A 20403-nucleotide genomic window follows, 5' to 3' on the forward strand; every position below is an offset into this window, starting at 1 on the left:
TATATTATACCATAGCTTCTAAACAAAATCCTTCTTTTTGCTAAAAGGTTATTTTCTGACCGGGCTCAAACTCTAAATAGTGAAGTGGGTCCGTACTTAGCACACGTACAATAGAATAACATCCATGTTCCTCTTCAGAAACCATTAATTCCACACCATTTATATTTACAACTTTTTGACTTTCACATTGTGAATAATCGGCCGGATACACAAGTTGCTCTGGCATAATTGTATATAAAATCATTGTAGCATTGTCCCTTCTGTACTATCTTCCGCACGAACATCTATTAATTCGTTTAATTTTCGAATCGCATTTCCAATACCGCCGACATCATCTATAAGACCGTACTTTACTGCATCCCCACCAATTACATTCGTCCCAATATCTCGCGTTAAATTTCCTTTCGCAAACATAAGCTCTTTAAAACGATCTTCTGTTACTTTCGAGTGCTTCGTCACAAAACGAATGACTCTTTCTTGCATCTTATCCAAATACTCAAATGTTTGTGGCACACCTATGACAAGACCTGTTAAACGAATTGGATGAATTGTCATCGTCGCAGTTTCCGCAATAAACGAATAGTCAGTAGAAACAGCAATCGGTACACCGATGGAATGTCCCCCACCTAAAACTAGAGATACTGTTGGTTTTGAAAGTGAAGCTACCATTTCAGAAATTGCTAGCCCAGCTTCAACGTCACCTCCAACTGTATTTAATATTAAAAGCAAACCTTCAATTTTCGGATTTTGTTCAATCGCAACAATTTGCGGAATGATATGCTCATATTTTGTTGTTTTATTTTGCGGTGGTAATTGAACATGACCTTCCACTTGTCCGATAATCGTTAAACAATGAATACGTGATTCATTCATCTGTGGTACATTTGTCTGTCCAAGCTGTTGAATTTTTTCAACTATTGAAGCCTCTTTTCCAGCTTCTTTTGGCTCAGCTTCTTTTTCTTCATTTGTATATCGATCACGTTCTGTCATTTCGCATCCCCTTTCACTCGTATATAACTATTATTTCTTAAGTTATAAATTTCATTCGATAGGGTTAAAAAGAAAAAAGATCACCCATAAGGGTGATCTTTTTATACTTCCATAATAATCGGTAAAATCATAGGTTTTCTCTTTGTCTCTTCGTACAAGAACTGTCCTAATAATTCACGAATATTTTGTTTTAACATTGACCATTCAATTGAATATTCTTTAATTGACTGCTCAACAATCATACGTACAATCTCTGTAGATCGTTCAATTAACGCTTCTGATTCACGAACATATACGAAACCACGTGAAATGATTTCTGGGCCAGAGATAATTTTCTTTTCATCTTTACCAAGCGTTACAACAACTACTAGTATTCCATCTTGAGATAACATCTTTCTATCTCGAAGAACGATATTACCAACGTCACCTACACCTAATCCATCAATTAAAACATTACCAGCTTGTACTTTACCGACTAAGTTTGCTTCATCGTCACCAAAAGCAATTACATCGCCTTTTTCTACGATAAAGATATTTTCTCTTGTAATACCTACATCTTCAGCTAAATATGCATGTGCTTTTTGCATACGGAACTCACCATGTACGGGTACAAAGTACTTTGGTTTCATTAAATTTAACATTAATTTTAATTCTTCTTGGCTACCGTGACCTGACACGTGAACTTTTCGTTCGCCGTAATAAACAACTTCAGCTCCAGCTCTAAATAACAAATCAATAATTTTTGATACAGATATTTCATTACCCGGAATTGGCGAAGCAGCAATGATAACAGTATCACCTTTACGAATTGAAATTTGCTTATGCGCTTGTTTTGCCATTCTAGATAGAGCAGCCATCGGTTCACCTTGACTACCTGTCGTTAAAATAGCTACCTTTTTCTCTGGGAAGTTGTCTACTTCTTGTAATGAAATAACCATACCTTCTGGAACATCTAAATAACCAAGACGTCTTGCAATGTCTACTACTTTCACCATACTACGTCCTACTACTGCTACTTTTCGCCCTGTTTCAGCAGCTGCATCAAATACTTGTTGAATACGATGTACATTCGATGCAAATGAAGCAACGATAATGCGACCTTCTGCGCCGTAGAACACTTTAGAGATTTCTACACCAACTTCTTTTTCTGAACCTGTATAGCCTGGGCGCTCTGCGTTTGTACTATCAGATAATAAGCAAAGTACGCCTTCATTTCCGATTTGTGCCATTTTACCAAGGTCTGCTCCACTATTTCCAATTGGAGTTTGATCGAATTTAAAGTCTCCCGTATATACGACTGCACCTTTTGATGTATGGAAACAAACGCCAACAGAATCCGGAATACTATGTGTCGTTCCGAAGAATGACACCGTTGTAGTGTTAAATTCTACTGTTGAATTTGAATCGATTGTTTTTAGGTCTACACGGCCTAACATGCCCGCTTCACCAAGTTTTTCTTGTATAAGTCCTACTGTTAATTTCGTTGCATAGACTGGAATAGATAATTTACGAAGTACATACACAATTCCACCAATATGATCTTCATGACCGTGAGTAATAAATAAACCTTTTACTCGCTCTTGATTTTCCACTAAATATGTAATATCAGGAATAACGATATCAATTCCAAACATTTCATCTCCCGGGAACATTAACCCTGCATCTACGATAAAGATTTCAGAATCAATTTCAACACAGTACATGTTTTTCCCGATTTCACCTACTCCACCAAGAGCAAATACTTTAACAGACTCATTCTCTTTTCTCTTCATGTTGTTGCCTGGTTTAAAAATCTTGCAAACACTGATTTCACTAAAATTGCAGAGACACCAGGGGAAACTCTACAACCACCATATTTTCACCGTCCAAGACGAATGTCCTTACCGTTATGCGATATCATGTCCTTGTTTATTTTTTAAACCAGGTTTCACCTCTCTTTCATTATATAAATCAAATATCTTATTCGATATGATATGAAAATTTAATTAAATTATAATTTTTCCCAATTTTGCTAAGCATACCCGTACTAAGCTACTTAGCCATATTATACCTGATACAAGAAATAGAACACAAGTTAAATCGTGCGAAAGAAAGAGGAAAAGAACGGAATGACAACAAAAGTATCGAACGTATTTCCTTTATATTTACTCCGATTTTATACTCCATATTATTTTGAAGAACTAGCCATACATACGCTAAATTCATTTCATAATAGGGAGTTTCAAGATTTATTTTTCTAGAATCCAACAAAAACACTTACAAAATGGAGTTTTTTTATGAATTACGTCACATTTGAGGGGATTTCTCTAAAAACAGACACCGTAGTTTATTACGTTTATGCCATAATATCTATCATTTTTTGACTCAGTTAAAGGGGTACGATTATTTTCTTATACACATAATGAAGAAGCGATTAATATTCTTATAAGAACACATATAAGTAAGAAAAAGAGGAAAAGATTTGCATATAGTAAAAAATGACCTAGTTCTACACTAGGTCATTTTTTATTAACGAGGGATAGATTGCATTACAGATTGTAACGTTACTCTTTCTTCTTCTGTTAATGGAAGAAGTGGTAAACGTACAGAACCTACATCTAATCCAACCATTTGTAACGCTGTTTTTACTGGAGTTGGACTTGGCGCCATAAATAATGAATCAGTTACTCTTACAAGTAATTGATGTAATTTTTGTGCCTTCTTAAATTCTCCTGCTTGAAATGCTGTAATCATTTCTTGCATTTCGTTTCCGATAACATGAGAGGCTACCGAAACGATACCTTTCGCTCCAACTGCCATAGCTGGTAACGTTAAACCGTCATCACCGCTGTATACCGCAAAGTCGTCCGCTGTTTTTTCAATGATTTCTGTCATTGTTAACACATCGCCGCCGGCATCTTTAATAGCAACAATGTTTTCTATTTCTGATAAACGAACAACTGTATCAACGGAGATTTGTACAATAGATCGTCCTGGAACGTTATATAGCATAACCGGAAGCGGCGTGCTTTCAGCAATTGCTTTAAAATGCTGATACATTCCTTCTTGACTCGGTTTGTTATAATACGGTGCTACTAGCATTACTGCATCCACACCAACTTCTGTTGCCTTTTTAGTTAAGTCAATAGAAGCATGCGTATTATTGCTACCTGTTCCAGCGATTACGGGCACTCTTTTATCGACAACAGATACGACATGGCGATATAACGCTACTTTCTCTTCTGAAGTTAATGTAGGAGATTCTCCTGTCGTTCCTCCTACCACGATTGCTGTTGTACCGTTATCAATTAAATAATTTACCAATTTCGTTGTCTTTGCAAAATCGATATTCCCGTTTATATCAAACGGTGTTACCATCGCGGTTGCAATTGTCCCAAAATCTATCATGGTCTCACTCCTTATTGTTCCAGTTGCTTTTCTTTTGAAAGCTCAAACGCACTATGTAATGCATTTACAGCCTCCACTAAATCAGTTTCTTTTACAAGAACCCAAATTGTTGTATGACTATCTGCCGATTGCAGGATTTGAATACCTTTTTCCGCTAAAGCTGTAACGATTTTCGCAGTAACCCCTGGGTATCCTGCCATTCCAGCCCCAACGATAGATACTTTCGCACAATGTTCTGTCACAATTGGCTCATATCCGAGGTTCTGTAATAATTTAACTGCATGACTTGATACATTATCACTCACCGTATATGCTACGCCAGTAGGTGAAATATTAATTAAATCAACACTTATTCCTTCGTTCGCCATCTCTTTAAACACATGTTGTTGCAAATCATATGCCGTTTCTTTTGCAAGCACTTTAATTTGCGTTACGTTTGATACGTGGGCAATGCCTGTAACAGGACGTTCTTCTACATCACGACCTCTTGTAGCACCGTCATATGCTGAAATAAGCGTACCTTCACTATCAGAATACGTAGAACGTACACGAAGTGGCACTTTTGCATGCATCGCAATTTCAACTGCACGTGGATGAACGACTTTCGCACCTTGATAAGCCATGTTACAAATTTCGTTATACGTTACAGTTTGAAGATGACGTGCATCTTTTACAATACGAGGATCCGCAGTCATAACACCTTCTACATCAGTGAATATATCGATGTATTCAGCATGAAGTGCAACACCTAATGCTGAAGCTGAAGTATCACTACCTCCGCGTCCAAGTGTTGTCGTATCACCTTTTTTCGTTTGTCCCTGGAATCCTGTAACGACGATTACATCTACATTTTCTAACTCTTCATGTATACGATCGCAATTCATTTCAATAATCTTTGCATTCGTAAAGTCATCATTCGTTACAAAACCAGCTTGTGCACCATTTAATGCTGCTGCTTTTATACCGTTCTCATTCAACATATTAGAGAAAACAATTGCAGAGATTAACTCTCCACACGATAATAATAAATCTTGCTCACGCTTAGAAATAGTAGATTCCTCTTGATTTACAAGACTTAATAACGTATCCGTTGCATATGGTTCACCTTTACGGCCCATAGCAGATACGACAGTAACTACTTTATAACCAGCAGCTAATGATTTTTTTATATGATGAAGCGCATGCTTACGTCCATTGTCATCACGTACTGATGTGCCACCAAATTTTTGAACAATTATTTTCATATTTTGCACCTTCTCTTAGCCGTTTACACTAATTGTAATTTTACTAAGCGCTCTGCAATTTGAACAGAATTCCATGCAGCGCCTTTTAATAAGTTATCAGATACGACCCAAAGATGGAATCCTTTATCGTTATTTAAATCTTTACGGATTCTTCCAACGAATACTTCGTTTTTACCTACTGCAGTAGCTGGCATTGGATATAACTGCTCTTCTGGATTATCTTGTAGAACAATACCTTCCGCATTTGCAAGTAAGCTCTTTAATTCTGCTACTGTTACGCCTTCTTTTTCTACTTCGATGTAAACAGACTCAGAGTGTCCTGATACAACTGGTAAACGTACACATGTTGCCGCTACTTCTAATTCAGGCATATGCATAATTTTTTTCGTTTCGTTAATCATTTTCATTTCTTCAAACGTAAATCCATTATCTTGGAATTTATCAATCTGTGGAATCGCATTAAAAGCAATTGGGAAATGCTTCTTATCACCTGATACAGGAAGAACATTTGCCTTAACTTCTTCGCCATTTAAGATTGCTTGTGATTGTTCATGCAGTTCTTCAATAGCTGCCGCACCAGCACCTGATACAGCTTGATATGTGGAAACGATTACTCGTTTTAAACCATATTGCTGACGAACTGGCTCAAGAGCTACTACCATTTGAATTGTAGAACAGTTTGGATTTGCAATAATACCATTATGTTCTTTTAAGTCGTTTTCATTTACTTCAGGTACAACAAGTGGCACGTTTTCTGTCATACGGAATGCACTTGTATTATCAACAACAATCGCACCGCGTTTTGCTGCTTCTGGCGCTAATTGTTTCGATACAGATCCACCAGCACTAAATAGTGCAATATCTACTCCTTCAAAGCTTTCAGGAGTTGCCTCTTGAACTGTAAATTCTTCGCCTTTAAATACAAGTTTCTTACCTGCAGATCGTTTAGATGAAAGTAACGTTAATTTCCCGATTGGAAATTCTCGTTTCTCTAAAGTATTTAACATTTGTTCACCAACTGCGCCGGTTGCTCCAACTACAGCGACATGAAAAGTTTTTTGCTTTTCCATCACTATGCCCCTTTCTAGATACCAATCCTTCTATAACTTAGAATCAGAAGGAGTATACAATACCCCTTCTAATCTTAATAACGTTAATTTTATCATATTCTACAGTAAGAATGATGGTTTCATCAAAAATTGTCCGTTTTTTTTCGTTTTTTAATTCATATATCTGAATTTTTCTACGACAACCGGTTGCAATTGCTTCCCTTGCAGCGCTTCTAACACTGTATCTTCAAGCAACTCCATGCGAGCTACCATTGAGTTCGGTTTTTTCTCTGGTGCATCTTGCCCGAATGGGACGAAGTAGATGTTTTTTGTTGCCATTAGGCGCATGAGATTTACCCCATTTAATCCTAAAGCATCATTCGTCGAAACTGCCAATACGACAGGCTTGCCATTTCTTAGCGTCGCTTTTGCTGCCATTAGTACTGGAGAATCTGTCATTGCATTTGCAAATTTACTCATAGAATTTCCTGTTAAAGGAGCGATTACCATGCAGTCTAATGGAATTTTAGGTCCAAGTGGCTCTGCTCCAACAATTGAATTAATTGCTTTAAAACCTGTTATTTCTTCAATCTTCTTAATCCACTCTGCTCCTTCTCCAAATCTAGTATTTGTTGATTGAACAGTGTATGAAACAACAGGACGTACTTCTGCTCCTTCAGCAATTAATTTTTCTAAGTGCGGCATAACTTCCTCATACGTACAATGTGAACCTGTAAATCCGAAACCAATTCGTTTCCCCTTCAAACTCATTTCTTTTCCTCCTCCTTTGCGATTGCATCTGCTGCTAATAACTGAGAAAGAACATTTGCTAAGATTTGCCCAGCCGTTTTTGGGGCAACAATACCTGGTAATCCAGGTGCTAGCAATGCTTTGACTCCTCTTTTTTCTGCATATCTAAAGTCGGTACCGCCTGGTTTAGAAGCTAAATCAATCACTAACGTATGAGCTGGCATTTTTGCAATAACATTCGCTGTTACAACGAGGTGCGGAATCGTATTAATTACAATATCGATATTTCCTACTTCTTTCTCTATGTCTTGCATATGAAAAGGAGAAAACATCATTTCTGTAATACGTGCAATATGTTCAGATCGTCTTGCTCCAACTTTGACATGGGCTCCTAATGATTGAAATGCTCTCGCAACACTCATTCCTGTTCTACCAAATCCTAGAACCATTACATTGGACCCATGAATTGTATAGTCGGTATGTTGAATTACCATCATTAATGTACCTTCTACCGTTGGAATAGAATTGTATATTGCTACATCATCACGATCAAATAATTTAACAAGTTTTCGGTTCGTAGTAGATACGAGATTTTCCAAGTAAGGTGTACCAATACCTGAATATATAGTAAAGTGTTCTGGTGTATTTTCAATTTGTTCTTTCGTTATTGAAACTTTTTCATTTGAAAAAATAGTATCTACTTCTCCTTTGGCATTTGTACCGGCAACCGGCAAAATAATTGCGTCTACAGAAGTGAAATCTAAATTTTGTATACTTTCTTTTGCTGCCCCTGTGAAACCATGATCTAACTGATCAAAACCTATCAAAGAAAGTTTCGCATCCAATTCAACTAGCTTACGAATTACTTCTAGCTGCCTTGCATCTCCTCCTATGACAGCAATATGCATCTCAGTCAACATTCCCTAATTCACCTTCTTTTTCTGTCATTTATAAGAAAAGTGCCTACTTTTTCTTTTTCCTCCACATCATATGTAATGTACGAGTTTATGGTGATTGAAAATCCAAATGCACATATGATTTATCAGGTTTCTATGTAGATACAAAAAAAGATGACCAAAATGGCCATCCTTCACTCCGAATTTGAACGATCTATACTATCACAAAGAAGCATATCGTGTCCGACTTTCTTTATTTGACTCCATGCCACCCTTACTTCTTGTGGTTCCTTTTTAAAACCTCCCCACTTCCCTACAGGTATTATAAGTGTTTGTATTTGCCCGTCTTTCTCATTAATCTCTAAATCCATATAACCTAAGACTCCCATTTTTTCCGCTTTTTCTATATCTACAACCTCTTTACCACTTAATTCACTTAATCGCATACACACTCCACTCCCCTACTGAATTTTTCATTTGCATTGTCTATAATTAGTACCTATTCTATATGTATAAAAAAAATAACCTTCTCTCATTTAAAAAGAGAGAAGGTTATTTTTTATACATCGTAAAAATTGATTATAGTTTTATTCCTTTTGGAAGTTTTCCGTCTGGACTAATAAGTGCCGCAGAGAACTCGTCAGTAAACATATTGCGAATTAATCCGTCCACATTTTCTTTTGTTACAGTGTTTACACTTTCAATAATCTCATCAAGTGAACGATGTTTACGAAGAAGCAATTCATTTTTACCGTTACGGCTCATACGGCTATTTGTACTTTCTAAACTTAACATTAAGTTTCCTTTTAATTGCTCTTTACTATTCATAAGCTCTTTTTCTGTAATACCTGTATTTTTCAATGTCTCTAATGTTTCTTGCATTGTTTCATACAATGTATCTAATTGTTGGCTACCTGTTCCACCGTAAAGTGTTAACATGCCTGTATCTTCATAAGAAGAGTGGTAAGAAAATACTGAGTAAGCTAATCCACGTTGCTCACGTACTTCTTGGAATAAACGGCTACTCATGCTACCGCCTAAAACATTATTTAATACAATTAAGTTATAAATATCTTCGTGTCCCATTTGTAAGCCTTTATATCCTAGACATAAATGAGCTTGTTCCGTTTCTTTTTTACGGGCTACCTTATTGAAATGGAAAATTGGGCTATGTACTTGTTCACGGTTTGTTGTTCCTTCATAACTACCGAAATATTGCTCCACTGTTTGTAAAAATGCTTCATCAATATTTCCTGCAATTGATACAACTACATTTTCAGGTGTGTAATGATCTTTTATATATTGACGTAACGTATCACCTGTAAACGTATTAAGCGTTTCTTCTGTTCCTAAAATAGGATATCCAAGTGGATGCGTTTCATATGTTGCTTTCGTTAACATATCATGCACAATATCATCTGGAGCATCTTCGTACATTTTAATTTCTTCACATACGACATTCTTCTCTTTTTTCAGTTCTTCCTCATCAAATGTTGAATTAAAGAACATGTCTGCTAAAACATCTAAAGCATATTTAGCATGCTCATCTAATACTTTTGCATAGTAACATGTATATTCTTTTGAAGTAAATGCATTCACTTGACCACCAATGCTATCAAATGATTCTGCAATCTCTCGTGCACTACGTGTTTCTGTCCCTTTAAAGAACATATGCTCTAAAAAGTGAGAAATCCCGTTATTTTTTTCATTTTCATTTCTTGATCCCGCATGGATCCAAATACCAATCGCAACCGATCTTACAGTTGGTATATTCTCCATAACTATTCTTACACCATTTTTACAAGTATATTTTTTAATCAAAAACTTTCCTCCTACTGCCAGTTTCTCTAAATAAGTGCTATTATTTAATGATAACAAGTTTAAGGATGAATGTCATGCAAATGTATTTAATCCACACGTTTTTCATCCAGTAATTCTGTTATATTCCCCACTTTATATCCTTGTTCCTTCAATTTTTTAATCATTGTATCTAATGCTTCTGCCGTTGACGAAGTAGGATGCATTAATACGATAGCACCTGGGTGTATTTTTCTCATTACTCTCTGCAATAGTACATCTGGCTCAGGTCGCTTCCAATCGATTGTATCGACAGTCCACATAATCGTTCCCATTTGGAAATCATCAGCGATTTTCACGACTTCATCCCGAAAACTTCCACTCGGCGGGGCAAACCATCTTACTTTTTGATTCGTTACTACTTCTATCATTCGATTTGTTTTTTGTAACTGCTCTCGTATTTCATCAGACGATAGCGTTTTCATATTAGGGTGCGTATAAGAATGATTTCCGACTTCTTGATTTGCATCGACAATCATTTTTGCAAATCGTAAATTTTCTTTCACCCAACGTCCTTCTAAAAAGAAAGTGGCCTTCACATCATGCTTTTTCAATATCTCTAATATGCGAGGCAAATACTCATTTCCCCATGCCACATTTATTGTTAATCCTACCATCTTTTTATTTGGATGGCCTCTATAAATTGGAGCGGGTGATAAATCTTCTAAATGAACACTCGGTGAGACTTCTTTGAATTCAAGATATTTTTGATCAAATTCCTTTAGCTTCTTCATATTATTATACGATGCTTCAATATCCACTTGTCTTCCATTATATCCAGGTGTTGCCTTCCATATTTTATCAATCATCGCATTTTGAGGTGCAATCTCATACTTTTTTGCATGCTTTTGAATTTCTTCATGCAAGTTATCTTGTGCAAAAACAGAATAAGAGCCTAAACTGACATATAAAGAAAATATACATATGTATGCCAATATACGAACTTTCATATAAACCCTCCCAAATTAACTATATAAAAACATTTTCTTCTTATCTTTGTTAATTTGAGCGTTATAATGAAAACTATACCTATGCTGACATAAAAATATATATAAATCATATTTTTACATAACAAAAAAAGCCAGTTAAACTGGCTTTTACTTATTGCTGCTCTTGTTTGTTTTCTTCTTTAGCAGCTTCTTTTTCTTGCTCTTCTTTTAGCAATACTTTTCTAGATAGATTTACGCGACCTTGCTTGTCAATCTCGATAACTTTAACTGTAATTACATCACCGATTTTTACAACGTCTTCTACTTTACCTACACGCTCAAGTGCAAGTTCAGAAATATGAACTAATCCATCTTTACCGCTGAATAATTCAACGAAAGCACCGAATTTCTCAACACGTTTCACTTTTCCTTCGTAGATTTCACCTACTTGTACTTCGCGAACGATATCTTCGATAATTTTCTTAGCTTTGTCGTTCATTTCTTGGTTTATTGAAGAAATGAATACTGTGCCATCTTGCTCGATGTCAATTTTAACGCCAGTTTCTTCAATAATTTTATTGATTTGTTTACCGCTCGGTCCGATAACGTCACGGATTTTATCTGGATTAATTGTCATTGTAATAATCTTTGGAGCGTACGCTGATAATTCAGTGCGTGGCTCTGGAATAACAGATAACATATGATTTAGAATGTGCACACGACCAACTTTCGCTTGTTGTAATGCCTCTTCTAAAATTTCACGAGATAGACCATCGATTTTAATGTCCATTTGTAGTGCAGTTACACCTTGTGCTGTACCTGCTACTTTAAAGTCCATATCACCTAAATGATCTTCCATACCTTGAATATCAGATAAAATTGTGTAATGCTCACCAGTTTTAACTAGACCCATTGCAATACCTGCAACTGGAGCTTTAAGTGGAACACCAGCATCCATCATTGCTAAAGTACTACCACAAATACTTGCTTGTGAAGTAGAACCATTTGATTCTAAAACTTCAGATACAAGACGTACTGTGTATGGGAAATCTTTTTCAGATGGAATTACAGGCTCAAGTGCGCGTTCTCCTAGTGCACCGTGACCGATTTCACGACGACCTGGTCCACGCATTGGTCTTGTTTCACCAACACTAAATGATGGGAAATTGTAATGGTGCATAAAGCGTTTTGATTCTTCTACACCAAGACCATCTAAAATTTGCACATCGCCTAATGCACCTAATGTACAAATACTTAATGCTTGTGTTTGTCCACGAGTGAACAAACCAGAACCGTGTGTACGAGATAAAATACCAACCTCTGATGCTAATGGACGGATTTCGTCACCTTTACGGCCATCTGGACGGATTTTTTCAACTGTAATAAGACGACGTACTTCTTCTTTTACAATTTTATATAAAATCTCATTTACTTGTCCTAATGTATCAGCGTCAGCTTCCTGCGCTTCGTAATGCTCAATAACACGCTTTTTCACTTCGTTAATTGCATCTTCACGTGCATGTTTCTCATGTACTTGAATTGCTGAATGCATATCTTCTTCAGCCATTTCACGTACAGCTTGGTTAAGATCAGCGTCAACTTCATAAAGTTTCACTTCTGATTTCTCTTTACCTACAGCTTGTACAATCTCTTCTTGGAATGCAATTAGACGTTTAATTTCGTCATGACCAAACATAATTGCTTCTAACATTGTTTCTTCAGGTACTTGATCTGCTCCTGCTTCAACCATGTTAATCGCATCTTTCGTACCAGCTACAACTAAGTGAATATCACTTTGTTCTTGCTGTTCTACTGTTGGGTTAATAACGAATTCGCCATTAATACGGCCAACTGTCGCACCAGCGATTGGACCTTCAAATGGAATATCTGAAATCGATAACGCTAATGAAGAACCAAGCATAGCTGCCATTTCAGAAGAACAATCTTGATCAACACTCATTACAATGCTGACAACTTGTACTTCGTTACGGAAGCCATCTGCGAATAGCGGACGAATTGGACGGTCGATTAAACGACTTGCCAAAATTGCTTTTTCACTTGGACGACCTTCACGCTTAATAAAACCGCCAGGAATTTTTCCGACTGCATATAAACGCTCTTCATAGTTTACTGTAAGTGGGAAGAAATCTACATTTTTTGCTTCTTTTGATGCAGTTGCTGTAGATAGAACCGCTGTATCGCCATATCTTACTAATACTGCTCCGTTCGCTTGTTTTGCAAGCTGACCAGTTTCAACTGTTAGCTGGCGACCAGCTAAATCTATCGAGAAGACTTGCTTTTCTTGACTCATTTAAGTACCCCTCTCAATTTAAAGTATTCAATTCTTCTATGTAAATGGATAGTATATCACAATATTCTACCTCTAGTATTGCCTAAAATTAAGTAAGCTATAAAGCGTAGAAAATATATTTTTACCTAACAAAAAAGCGGGAATATTCCCGCTTCTTTGACTATCGACGTAAGCCAAGCTTTGTGATTAATTCACGGTAACGTGTGATATCGCTATTACGAAGGTAAGTTAGTAAGTTACGACGTTTACCAACCATCTTTAATAGACCACGACGTGAATGATGATCTTTCTTGTGAGTACGTAAGTGCTCGTTTAGAGTGTTAATTTGCTCCGTTAGGACAGCAATTTGAACCTCTGGAGAACCAGTATCAGTCTCATGAGTTCTAAATTGTGCAATGATTTCATTTTTACGTTCTTGTGTTAAAGCCATCCTATTTCACCTCCTATTAATTAAACCCCCAATTACCTAGCAAGCGTCGGTGAGTCGCAATGCCAAGCAATGGTTGTCATAAAGTACATAACATAGAATACTACTTTTCATTTGAAAAAGCAAGTATATTCTTTTCGCTCATAAAATATTCTTGTGCTGTTTTCTTATCTTTTGCGATTTGTTCAACTAACTCATCAATACCGTTGAATTTCTTTTCTGCTCTTATACGCATATGCCACTCTACTGTAACATTTTGATCGTATATATCTTTGTTAAATTCAAATAAGTGCACTTCAATTGATAATTGACGCTCATCTTCTTTAAAAGTCGGTTTATATCCAATATTACATACACCATCGTACCATTCATCGTGAACTTTTAATCTCACTGCATAAACACCTACAGGTGGCAATAAATACTCATCACTTAAACCTACATTAGCTGTCGGGAAACCAATTTGACGCCCACGTTTGTCGCCGTGTATAACTGTTCCCGCTACAGTATAGGCTCTACCTAAAATAGATGGAATTTGCTCCATTTCGCCATTTCGAATTAACTTTCGTAATGCTGTAGAACTTACTTTCTCTTCTTGAAATTCAACTTTTTCAATCACAGTCTGTGTAAACTCCCCTCTTGCATGAAATGGTAAAGTCTCCATCTTTCCTTTTCCTAAACGTCCATATGAATAATCAAACCCTGCTACTACATGCTTTACATTTAAACCAATAATATAATCATCTACAAATTGTTGCGGTAATAACCCTGCAAATGATTCATCAAATTTAATCACATATAATATATCGATTCCTAAGCTTTCGACTATTTTTTCTTTATCACGCATTGGTGTAATATACTCCACATGCGCATCCTTTTTCCCTAAAACAACAGATGGATGAGGATGAAATGTCATAACTGCACTTTTATATCCTCGTTCGTCCGCTATTTTTTTCGCAGTTCGAATTACACATTGATGTCCTAAATGAATGCCATCAAAAAATCCTAATGCCATTACAGTAGGTGGTAATTCTAATTTATTTTGTTCATGTGGATGAGTTAAATGAATAAGTTTCACGCTTGAATTCACCTTTTTCTGTAATAATCCTTCCAATAATTCATTATAGCTTTAGTTCTTGATTATTCACAAGTACTTTCATCGGCTTTAACATGCCAGGATGTTTCGGATGATGTTCATAAATTGCTAAGCAACGATCATTTTTATCAAACACTGTAATAAATGGTGCTGTTATTTCTAATTCATTCTTTAAGAACATACCATTCTTTATTTTCTCTGCTTGCTTTTCATCTACAACCATTTTTGGAAACTTACTTAATGCTTCATCAATTGAAATGAAGATAGACTCTACTGTTCCATTTTGCACGTTTTCTTCAATTTCTTCAAATGATATGCAATCTTCTAATAAAAATTCACCAGATGCCGTTCTTACAAGGTGAGACATATGTGATGGGAAACCAAGTTTCTCCCCGATCATTACAGCTAACGTTCTTACATATGTTCCTTTACTACACGTTACACGGAAACGGAATGAAATATTTTCTCCTTCAAAAACTTCACGATCATCAAGTAATACGAATTCATGAATTGTAATTGTACGAACTGGACGTTCCACCTCTTGTCCTGCTCTTGCATATTCATATAATTTTTTCCCGTTTACTTTTACAGCCGAGAACATTGGTGGCATTTGTTCAATCGTGCCTGTTAATTCCGCAAGGACTTTCTCTACTTCCATACGAGTAATAGTACGATCTACATTTTTCGTTTCAACAACCTCACCAGAAGCGTCTTCAGTTGTCGTTGAAAACCCTAATGTTACTTCACCTTCATATGTTTTCGTTTCACTTGTTAAAAATTGTGCAATTTTCGTTGCTCTTCCAACGCAAATTGGTAATACTCCTGTTACATCTGGATCTAATGTTCCCGTATGACCAATTCTCTTTTCTCGCAATATCTTTCTTAATTTAAATACACAATCATGTGATGTCATGCCTTTTGGCTTATGTAATAATACTACACCTTCCATATATGTTCACCTCATCATAATTCTTTCGTATTAAATATCCAAAACTTATTTTGCATTGAAAAAATGGATAGACAAATGTCTATCCATTATTCTTCACGTTTACCGTCTTTATTAATTTCATGTAAAAGTGTATCAATTCGATGACCATATCCGATAGACTCATCAAACTCAAAGGTAATTTCCGGTGTTTTACGAAGACGAATACGTTGGCCAATTTCTGAACGAATAAAGCCTTTTGCCTTCGCTAAACCTTTTAAAGTATTTTCTTTCTGTTCTTCGTCACCTAAAACAGAAATATATACTTTAGCAATTTGTAAATCACCACTCACTTGTACATCTGTTACTGTAACAAATCCAATACGTGGGTCTTTAATTTTACGACTGATAATATCGCCTAATTCTTTTTTCATTTGCTCGCCCACACGGTTCGCACGTAATTTCATAACTCTTCACCTCATTCAATACCATTCCAAATGTGTTATTGTACGTTCAATTTCAGGAAATGAATCGATGTACTCAAGTACACGATTCATTTCTTTTTCACAGATAACACGATTTGAGGATACGGAAACAATTGCAATTTCTGTACGTTGCCATACATCTTGGTGCCCAACTTCAGAAACAGCTACATTATAGCGCTGTTTCACACGAGTTAACACACGTTGTAAAATTGCACGTTTCTCTTTTAAAGAATGCACATCGTAAATCATACACTCGAATGAGAGTGAAGCGATAATCATCGCTTCACTTCTTCCATAATGTACGCTTCAATGATGTCCCCTTCTTTAAGATCATTATATCTCTCAATTGTAATACCACACTCATAGTTTTGTGCAACTTCTTTTACGTCGTCTTTGAAACGTTTTAACGTATCAAGTTGTCCTTCGAAAATTACTACGCCGTCACGGATAATACGTACGCCACTATCACGCGTAATTTTACCGTCTGTTACATAACAACCTGCGATTGTTCCAACTTTTGTTACTTTAAACGTTTGACGAACTTCTGCTTGACCGATTACTTTTTCTTCGAATTCTGGATCAAGCATACCTTGCATCGCTGCTTCAATCTCTTCGATTACTTTATAAATAATACGGTGTAAACGAATATCAACGTTCTCTAATTCAGCTGTACGCTTCGCGTTCACATCTGGACGTACGTTAAATCCAATTACAATTGCATTAGATGCAGAAGCTAAAATGATATCAGATTCTGTAATCGCACCTACACCAGTGTGAATGATTTTAACTTTTACGCCTTCAACATCAATTTTACGAAGTGATGCTGCCATCGCTTCAACAGAACCTTGTACGTCTGCTTTTACGATTAAGTTAATTTCTTTTACATCGCCCTCTTGGATTTGTTGGAATAAATCTTCAAGGCTTAATTTAGATTTCTCACCACGTTGTGCAACTAACGCTTCTTGTGCACGTGATTCACCAATTTGACGAGCTTTCTTCTCATCAGCGAATGCCATGAAACGATCTCCAGCCTGTGGTACTTCGTTTAAACCAGTAATTTCAACAGGAGTTGATGGACCAGCAACTTTTACACGACGACCAATATCACTTACCATTGCACGAACACGTCCGAATGAAGTTCCAACAACGATTGGATCTCCAACTCGAAGCGTACCGTTTTGAACAAGTAATGTCGCGATAGTTCCTTTACCTTTATCAAGCTGTGCTTCGATTACTGTACCAGTTGCATAGCGGTTTGGATTTGCTTTGTATTCTTCTACTTCACTTACAAGAAGGATCATTTCTAGTAAGTTGTCAATGCCTTCGCCTTGAATTGCAGAAATTGGTACGAAAATAGTATCTCCGCCCCAAGCTTCTGGAACTAATTCATATTCTGTTAGTTCTTGCATTACGCGATCAGGGTTTGCAGCTGGTTTATCCATTTTATTCACAGCAACAATAATTGGTACTCCTGCTGCCTTCGCATGGTTAATTGCTTCAACCGTTTGTGGCATAACACCGTCATCCGCTGCAACAACAAGGATTGTAATATCCGTTACTTGTGCACCACGAGCACGCATCGTTGTAAATGCTGCGTGACCAGGTGTATCTAAGAATGTAATCTTCTTATCGTTTACTTCAACTTGATATGCACCGATATGCTGAGTAATTCCACCCGCTTCGCCTGCAGTTACTTTTGAGTTACGAATAGAATCCAGTAATGTTGTTTTACCGTGGTCAACGTGTCCCATGATTGTAACTACAGCTGGACGTTCTTTTAAGTTCTCTTCATCATCTTGCTCATCAATGAATGTTTCAAACTCAGTCTCGCTCACAATTACTTCTTCTTCTACTTCAATACCGTAGTCGTTAGCAATTAACTCAATTGTATCTTTATCCAAGTCTTGGTTAATTGTTGCCATAATTCCAAGCATGAAGAGCTTCTTAATAATTTCAGATGGCTCTTTGCTTAATTTTTTAGCAAGATCTCCTACTGTAAGGCTTCCAGAGAAAGTAATTTTATCTGGTGTTTCTACAATTTGAGTTTGTTGTCTACCAGCAAAGTTCTCTTGACGTTTGTCTTCGTTTCCTTTGCCTTTTTTCTTTTTCTTATTGCTGTTCTTTTTACTGCGAACAACTTTTTCTTCTACTTCAAACTCATCTGCAACAGAAGGTTTTTCAGTTTGATATTCATTATCTAATTTATTTACTACTTCATCGTCTAACATTGTCATATGATTCGAAACCTCGATATTCATTTCTTTTAGTTTTGTCATAAGATCTTTACTTGAGATATTATGTTTTTTTGCATATTCATGCACTCGAATTTTACTCATACCTTCACCCCCGGTAATTTGTATCGAGCATGCTACGCAGCTTTTTCGCAAAGCCTTCATCTAACACAGCTACAACGACTCGCTCATCTCTCCCAATCGCATGCCCTAATTGTTGTCGATTTTCGACCTTTCTCATTGGTACGTTGTAGTACGTAGTTTTATCTGTGATGCGTTTTGTAGTATTTACTGACGCATCTTCAGATAGCAATACAAGTTTTGCTTTGCCACTTCGTACTTCTTTTAAAACGAGTTCTTCACCCGAAATAATTTTCCGAGCCCGGTTTGCTAGTCCTAAAAACGATTTCCAATCGGACACTTATTTCGACTCCTTCTCAACAAGCTCAAGAAGCTCTTCATATAAAGAACCGTCGATTTTCGCTTTTAGATGATGTTCCAAAACATTTTTCTTTTGAGCTTGAAGAATGCTCTCCTTGTCCTTCGACAAGTAAGCACCTCGTCCTGATTTTTTCCCAGTTAAATCAATGGACACTTCTCCCTCTTTGGAACGAACAATGCGAACGAGCTCTCGTTTTGATTTCATTTCTTGCGTTGCAACACATTTTCGTAACGGAACTTTTCGATTGCTCATACTCATCACCTCTATTCGATTTCGTCTTCCACTGAATCGAATCCAAATGCGATTACGCTATCTTCTTCTGTTACAATACCAAGTTGTTTCGCATCAGACTCACTCTTAATGTCAATTTTCCAGCCTGTTAATTTAGCTGCAAGACGTGCATTTTGTCCACGCTTACCGATAGCTAATGATAGCTGGTGGTCTGGAACAACTACTGTTGTCGCTTTTTCTTCTTCATCTACAAGTACTTTAACAACTTGTGATGGGCTTAATGCATTTGCAACATATTCAACTGGATCATTTGACCAGCGAACGATGTCAATTTTTTCACCTTTTAATTCGTCTACAATGCGTTGTACACGTTGCCCTTTTGGTCCTACACAAGAACCAACTGGATCAACATCAGTGTTCTCTGCATATACAGAGATCTTAGAGCGATCGCCAGCTTCACGTGCTACAGAACGAATTTCTACAGTTCCATCATAGATTTCAGGAACTTCCATTTCGAATAAACGTTTTAAAAGACCAGGATGTGTACGTGATACGTAAATTTGTGGTCCTTTTGTCGTTTTTTCTACTTTCGTAATGAATACGCGAATACGATCATGTGGCTTGTATTGCTCATTAGGCATTTGCTCACTTACAGGTAATAAAGCTTCTACTTTTCCTAAGCTTACATAGATGAAACGAGCATCTTGACGTTGTACAATACCTACCATAATATCTTCTTCACGATCACTAAACTCAGAGTAAATAACACCGCGCTCTGCTTCACGCACTCGTTGTGTTACAACTTGTTTTGCAGTTTGTGCTGCAATACGACCAAAGTCTTTTGGTGTTACTTCAATTTCTAGTACGTCACCATCTTGGTAGTTTGGATTAATTTGTCTTGCTTCCTCTACAGAAATTTCAAGACGTGGATCAAACACATTGTCTACTACGTCTTTACGTGCTAAAACTTGAATTGTTCCCACTTCTGGGTTAAAGCTCACACGAACGTTTTGTGCTTGATTAAAATTGCGCTTATAAGCAGAGATTAAAGCTGCTTCAATCGCATCAATAATAATGTCTTTGCTAATGCCTTTTTCAGATTCTAATACGAGCAAAGCATCTAATAACTCAGTGCTCATGAAGATCCCCCTTCTAA

The 20403-nt window shown here is 36.7% G+C and carries 21 protein-coding genes; all 21 read right to left on the reverse strand.

What is annotated here, in order from left to right; all coding sequences use genetic code 11:
- Nucleotides 1–40 precede the first annotated feature (40 nt).
- The 21 genes from ACUL40_RS11160 to nusA all read right to left on the reverse strand — a co-directional run bounded on the left by ACUL40_RS11160 (nucleotide 41) and on the right by nusA (nucleotide 20386).
- On the reverse strand, nucleotides 41–244 hold the full coding sequence (locus ACUL40_RS11160; protein WP_000605020.1) for a YlzJ-like family protein: 204 nt from the start codon (nucleotides 242–244) through the stop codon (nucleotides 41–43).
- A complete protein-coding gene (gene tepA / locus ACUL40_RS11165) occupies nucleotides 241–990 on the reverse strand; it encodes a translocation-enhancing protein TepA (RefSeq protein WP_000139806.1) in 750 nt (249 codons plus the stop codon). The genes ACUL40_RS11160 and tepA overlap by 4 nt, the downstream gene beginning before the upstream one ends.
- 101 nt (nucleotides 991–1091) lie before the next feature.
- The gene (locus tag ACUL40_RS11170; RefSeq protein ID WP_000823096.1) at nucleotides 1092–2762 is read right to left on the reverse strand and encodes a ribonuclease J; all 1671 of its coding nucleotides are present in this window, start codon (nucleotides 2760–2762) and stop codon (nucleotides 1092–1094) included.
- A 736-nt stretch (nucleotides 2763–3498) separates the two neighbouring features.
- A complete protein-coding gene (dapA, locus tag ACUL40_RS11175; protein WP_000564763.1) occupies nucleotides 3499–4377 on the reverse strand; it encodes a 4-hydroxy-tetrahydrodipicolinate synthase in 879 nt (292 codons plus the stop codon).
- A gap of 11 nt (nucleotides 4378–4388) precedes the next feature.
- Nucleotides 4389–5621 (reverse strand): aspartate kinase, encoded by a 1233-nt coding sequence (dapG, locus tag ACUL40_RS11180; protein ID WP_000692451.1) that lies wholly within the window; start codon nucleotides 5619–5621, stop codon nucleotides 4389–4391.
- Between the two features lie 23 nt (nucleotides 5622–5644).
- Nucleotides 5645–6691 carry an aspartate-semialdehyde dehydrogenase gene (gene asd / locus ACUL40_RS11185; RefSeq protein WP_000414846.1) on the reverse strand — a complete coding sequence of 349 codons (1047 nt, stop codon included), beginning with the start codon at nucleotides 6689–6691 and terminating at the stop codon, nucleotides 5645–5647.
- 150 nt (nucleotides 6692–6841) lie between these two features.
- Nucleotides 6842–7441 carry a dipicolinate synthase subunit B gene (gene dpaB / locus ACUL40_RS11190; protein ID WP_000053596.1) on the reverse strand — a complete coding sequence of 200 codons (600 nt, stop codon included), beginning with the start codon at nucleotides 7439–7441 and terminating at the stop codon, nucleotides 6842–6844.
- On the reverse strand, nucleotides 7438–8340 hold the full coding sequence (dpaA, locus tag ACUL40_RS11195) for a dipicolinic acid synthetase subunit A (protein WP_000954735.1): 903 nt from the start codon (nucleotides 8338–8340) through the stop codon (nucleotides 7438–7440). Before dpaA ends, dpaB begins: the two co-directional genes overlap by 4 nt.
- 170 nt (nucleotides 8341–8510) lie before the next feature.
- Nucleotides 8511–8762, reverse strand: coding sequence for a YlmC/YmxH family sporulation protein (locus ACUL40_RS11200; protein ID WP_001239759.1), 252 nt, complete (start codon nucleotides 8760–8762; stop codon nucleotides 8511–8513).
- A gap of 133 nt (nucleotides 8763–8895) precedes the next feature.
- Entirely contained in the window at nucleotides 8896–10137 is a 1242-nt protein-coding gene (locus tag ACUL40_RS11205) for a M16 family metallopeptidase (protein WP_000592996.1), read from the reverse strand.
- An 86-nt stretch (nucleotides 10138–10223) separates the two neighbouring features.
- Nucleotides 10224–11123, reverse strand: a complete 900-nt coding sequence (locus ACUL40_RS11210) for a polysaccharide deacetylase family protein (RefSeq protein WP_000868217.1) — start codon at nucleotides 11121–11123, stop codon at nucleotides 10224–10226.
- Nucleotides 11124–11274: 151 nt separating this feature from the next.
- Nucleotides 11275–13413, reverse strand: a complete 2139-nt coding sequence (pnp, locus tag ACUL40_RS11215) for a polyribonucleotide nucleotidyltransferase (RefSeq protein WP_000076737.1) — start codon at nucleotides 13411–13413, stop codon at nucleotides 11275–11277.
- Nucleotides 13414–13573: 160 nt separating this feature from the next.
- A complete protein-coding gene (gene rpsO / locus ACUL40_RS11220) occupies nucleotides 13574–13843 on the reverse strand; it encodes a 30S ribosomal protein S15 (RefSeq protein WP_001229392.1) in 270 nt (89 codons plus the stop codon).
- A gap of 100 nt (nucleotides 13844–13943) precedes the next feature.
- A complete protein-coding gene (gene ribF, locus ACUL40_RS11225; protein ID WP_000766706.1) occupies nucleotides 13944–14915 on the reverse strand; it encodes a bifunctional riboflavin kinase/FAD synthetase in 972 nt (323 codons plus the stop codon).
- Nucleotides 14916–14958: 43 nt separating this feature from the next.
- A complete protein-coding gene (truB, locus tag ACUL40_RS11230; RefSeq protein WP_000399352.1) occupies nucleotides 14959–15882 on the reverse strand; it encodes a tRNA pseudouridine(55) synthase TruB in 924 nt (307 codons plus the stop codon).
- A gap of 86 nt (nucleotides 15883–15968) precedes the next feature.
- The gene (rbfA, locus tag ACUL40_RS11235) at nucleotides 15969–16325 is read right to left on the reverse strand and encodes a 30S ribosome-binding factor RbfA (RefSeq protein ID WP_000776437.1); all 357 of its coding nucleotides are present in this window, start codon (nucleotides 16323–16325) and stop codon (nucleotides 15969–15971) included.
- A gap of 15 nt (nucleotides 16326–16340) precedes the next feature.
- Nucleotides 16341–16622 carry a DUF503 domain-containing protein gene (locus tag ACUL40_RS11240; protein ID WP_000582363.1) on the reverse strand — a complete coding sequence of 94 codons (282 nt, stop codon included), beginning with the start codon at nucleotides 16620–16622 and terminating at the stop codon, nucleotides 16341–16343.
- On the reverse strand, nucleotides 16619–18679 hold the full coding sequence (infB, locus tag ACUL40_RS11245) for a translation initiation factor IF-2 (protein ID WP_000036343.1): 2061 nt from the start codon (nucleotides 18677–18679) through the stop codon (nucleotides 16619–16621). The genes ACUL40_RS11240 and infB overlap by 4 nt, the downstream gene beginning before the upstream one ends.
- Before the next feature lie 4 nt (nucleotides 18680–18683).
- Nucleotides 18684–18995, reverse strand: coding sequence for a YlxQ family RNA-binding protein (locus ACUL40_RS11250; RefSeq protein WP_001286523.1), 312 nt, complete (start codon nucleotides 18993–18995; stop codon nucleotides 18684–18686).
- Nucleotides 18996–19268, reverse strand: coding sequence for an RNase P modulator RnpM (gene rnpM, locus ACUL40_RS11255; protein WP_000071127.1), 273 nt, complete (start codon nucleotides 19266–19268; stop codon nucleotides 18996–18998).
- A gap of 11 nt (nucleotides 19269–19279) precedes the next feature.
- Nucleotides 19280–20386 carry a transcription termination factor NusA gene (gene nusA, locus ACUL40_RS11260; protein WP_000102604.1) on the reverse strand — a complete coding sequence of 369 codons (1107 nt, stop codon included), beginning with the start codon at nucleotides 20384–20386 and terminating at the stop codon, nucleotides 19280–19282.
- Nucleotides 20387–20403: the final 17 nt, after the last annotated feature.

The sequence above is a fragment of the Bacillus sp. KNSH39 genome, from assembly GCF_052656585.1.

What these genes read in the sequence shown, in the direction of transcription:
- nusA (WP_000102604.1), bottom strand. Translation starts at nt 20,386, where the DNA reads ATGAGCACTGAGTTATTAGATGCTTTGCTCGTATTAGAATCTGAAAAA.
- truB (WP_000399352.1), bottom strand. Translation starts at nt 15,882, where the DNA reads ATGGAAGGTGTAGTATTATTACATAAGCCAAAAGGCATGACATCACAT.
- rbfA (WP_000776437.1), bottom strand. Translation starts at nt 16,325, where the DNA reads ATGAAATTACGTGCGAACCGTGTGGGCGAGCAAATGAAAAAAGAATTA.
- ACUL40_RS11240 (WP_000582363.1), bottom strand. Translation starts at nt 16,622, where the DNA reads ATGATTATCGCTTCACTCTCATTCGAGTGTATGATTTACGATGTGCAT.
- ACUL40_RS11160 (WP_000605020.1), bottom strand. Translation starts at nt 244, where the DNA reads ATGATTTTATATACAATTATGCCAGAGCAACTTGTGTATCCGGCCGAT.
- rnpM (WP_000071127.1), bottom strand. Translation starts at nt 19,268, where the DNA reads ATGAGCAATCGAAAAGTTCCGTTACGAAAATGTGTTGCAACGCAAGAA.
- asd (WP_000414846.1), bottom strand. Translation starts at nt 6,691, where the DNA reads ATGGAAAAGCAAAAAACTTTTCATGTCGCTGTAGTTGGAGCAACCGGC.
- dapG (WP_000692451.1), bottom strand. Translation starts at nt 5,621, where the DNA reads ATGAAAATAATTGTTCAAAAATTTGGTGGCACATCAGTACGTGATGAC.
- dpaB (WP_000053596.1), bottom strand. Translation starts at nt 7,441, where the DNA reads ATGAGTTTGAAGGGGAAACGAATTGGTTTCGGATTTACAGGTTCACAT.
- ACUL40_RS11210 (WP_000868217.1), bottom strand. Translation starts at nt 11,123, where the DNA reads ATGAAAGTTCGTATATTGGCATACATATGTATATTTTCTTTATATGTC.
- dpaA (WP_000954735.1), bottom strand. Translation starts at nt 8,340, where the DNA reads ATGTTGACTGAGATGCATATTGCTGTCATAGGAGGAGATGCAAGGCAG.
- pnp (WP_000076737.1), bottom strand. Translation starts at nt 13,413, where the DNA reads ATGAGTCAAGAAAAGCAAGTCTTCTCGATAGATTTAGCTGGTCGCCAG.
- tepA (WP_000139806.1), bottom strand. Translation starts at nt 990, where the DNA reads ATGACAGAACGTGATCGATATACAAATGAAGAAAAAGAAGCTGAGCCA.
- dapA (WP_000564763.1), bottom strand. Translation starts at nt 4,377, where the DNA reads ATGATAGATTTTGGGACAATTGCAACCGCGATGGTAACACCGTTTGAT.
- ACUL40_RS11170 (WP_000823096.1), bottom strand. Translation starts at nt 2,762, where the DNA reads ATGAAGAGAAAAGAGAATGAGTCTGTTAAAGTATTTGCTCTTGGTGGA.
- infB (WP_000036343.1), bottom strand. Translation starts at nt 18,679, where the DNA reads ATGAGTAAAATTCGAGTGCATGAATATGCAAAAAAACATAATATCTCA.
- rpsO (WP_001229392.1), bottom strand. Translation starts at nt 13,843, where the DNA reads ATGGCTTTAACACAAGAACGTAAAAATGAAATCATTGCACAATTTAGA.
- ACUL40_RS11200 (WP_001239759.1), bottom strand. Translation starts at nt 8,762, where the DNA reads ATGCGATTAAGTGAATTAAGTGGTAAAGAGGTTGTAGATATAGAAAAA.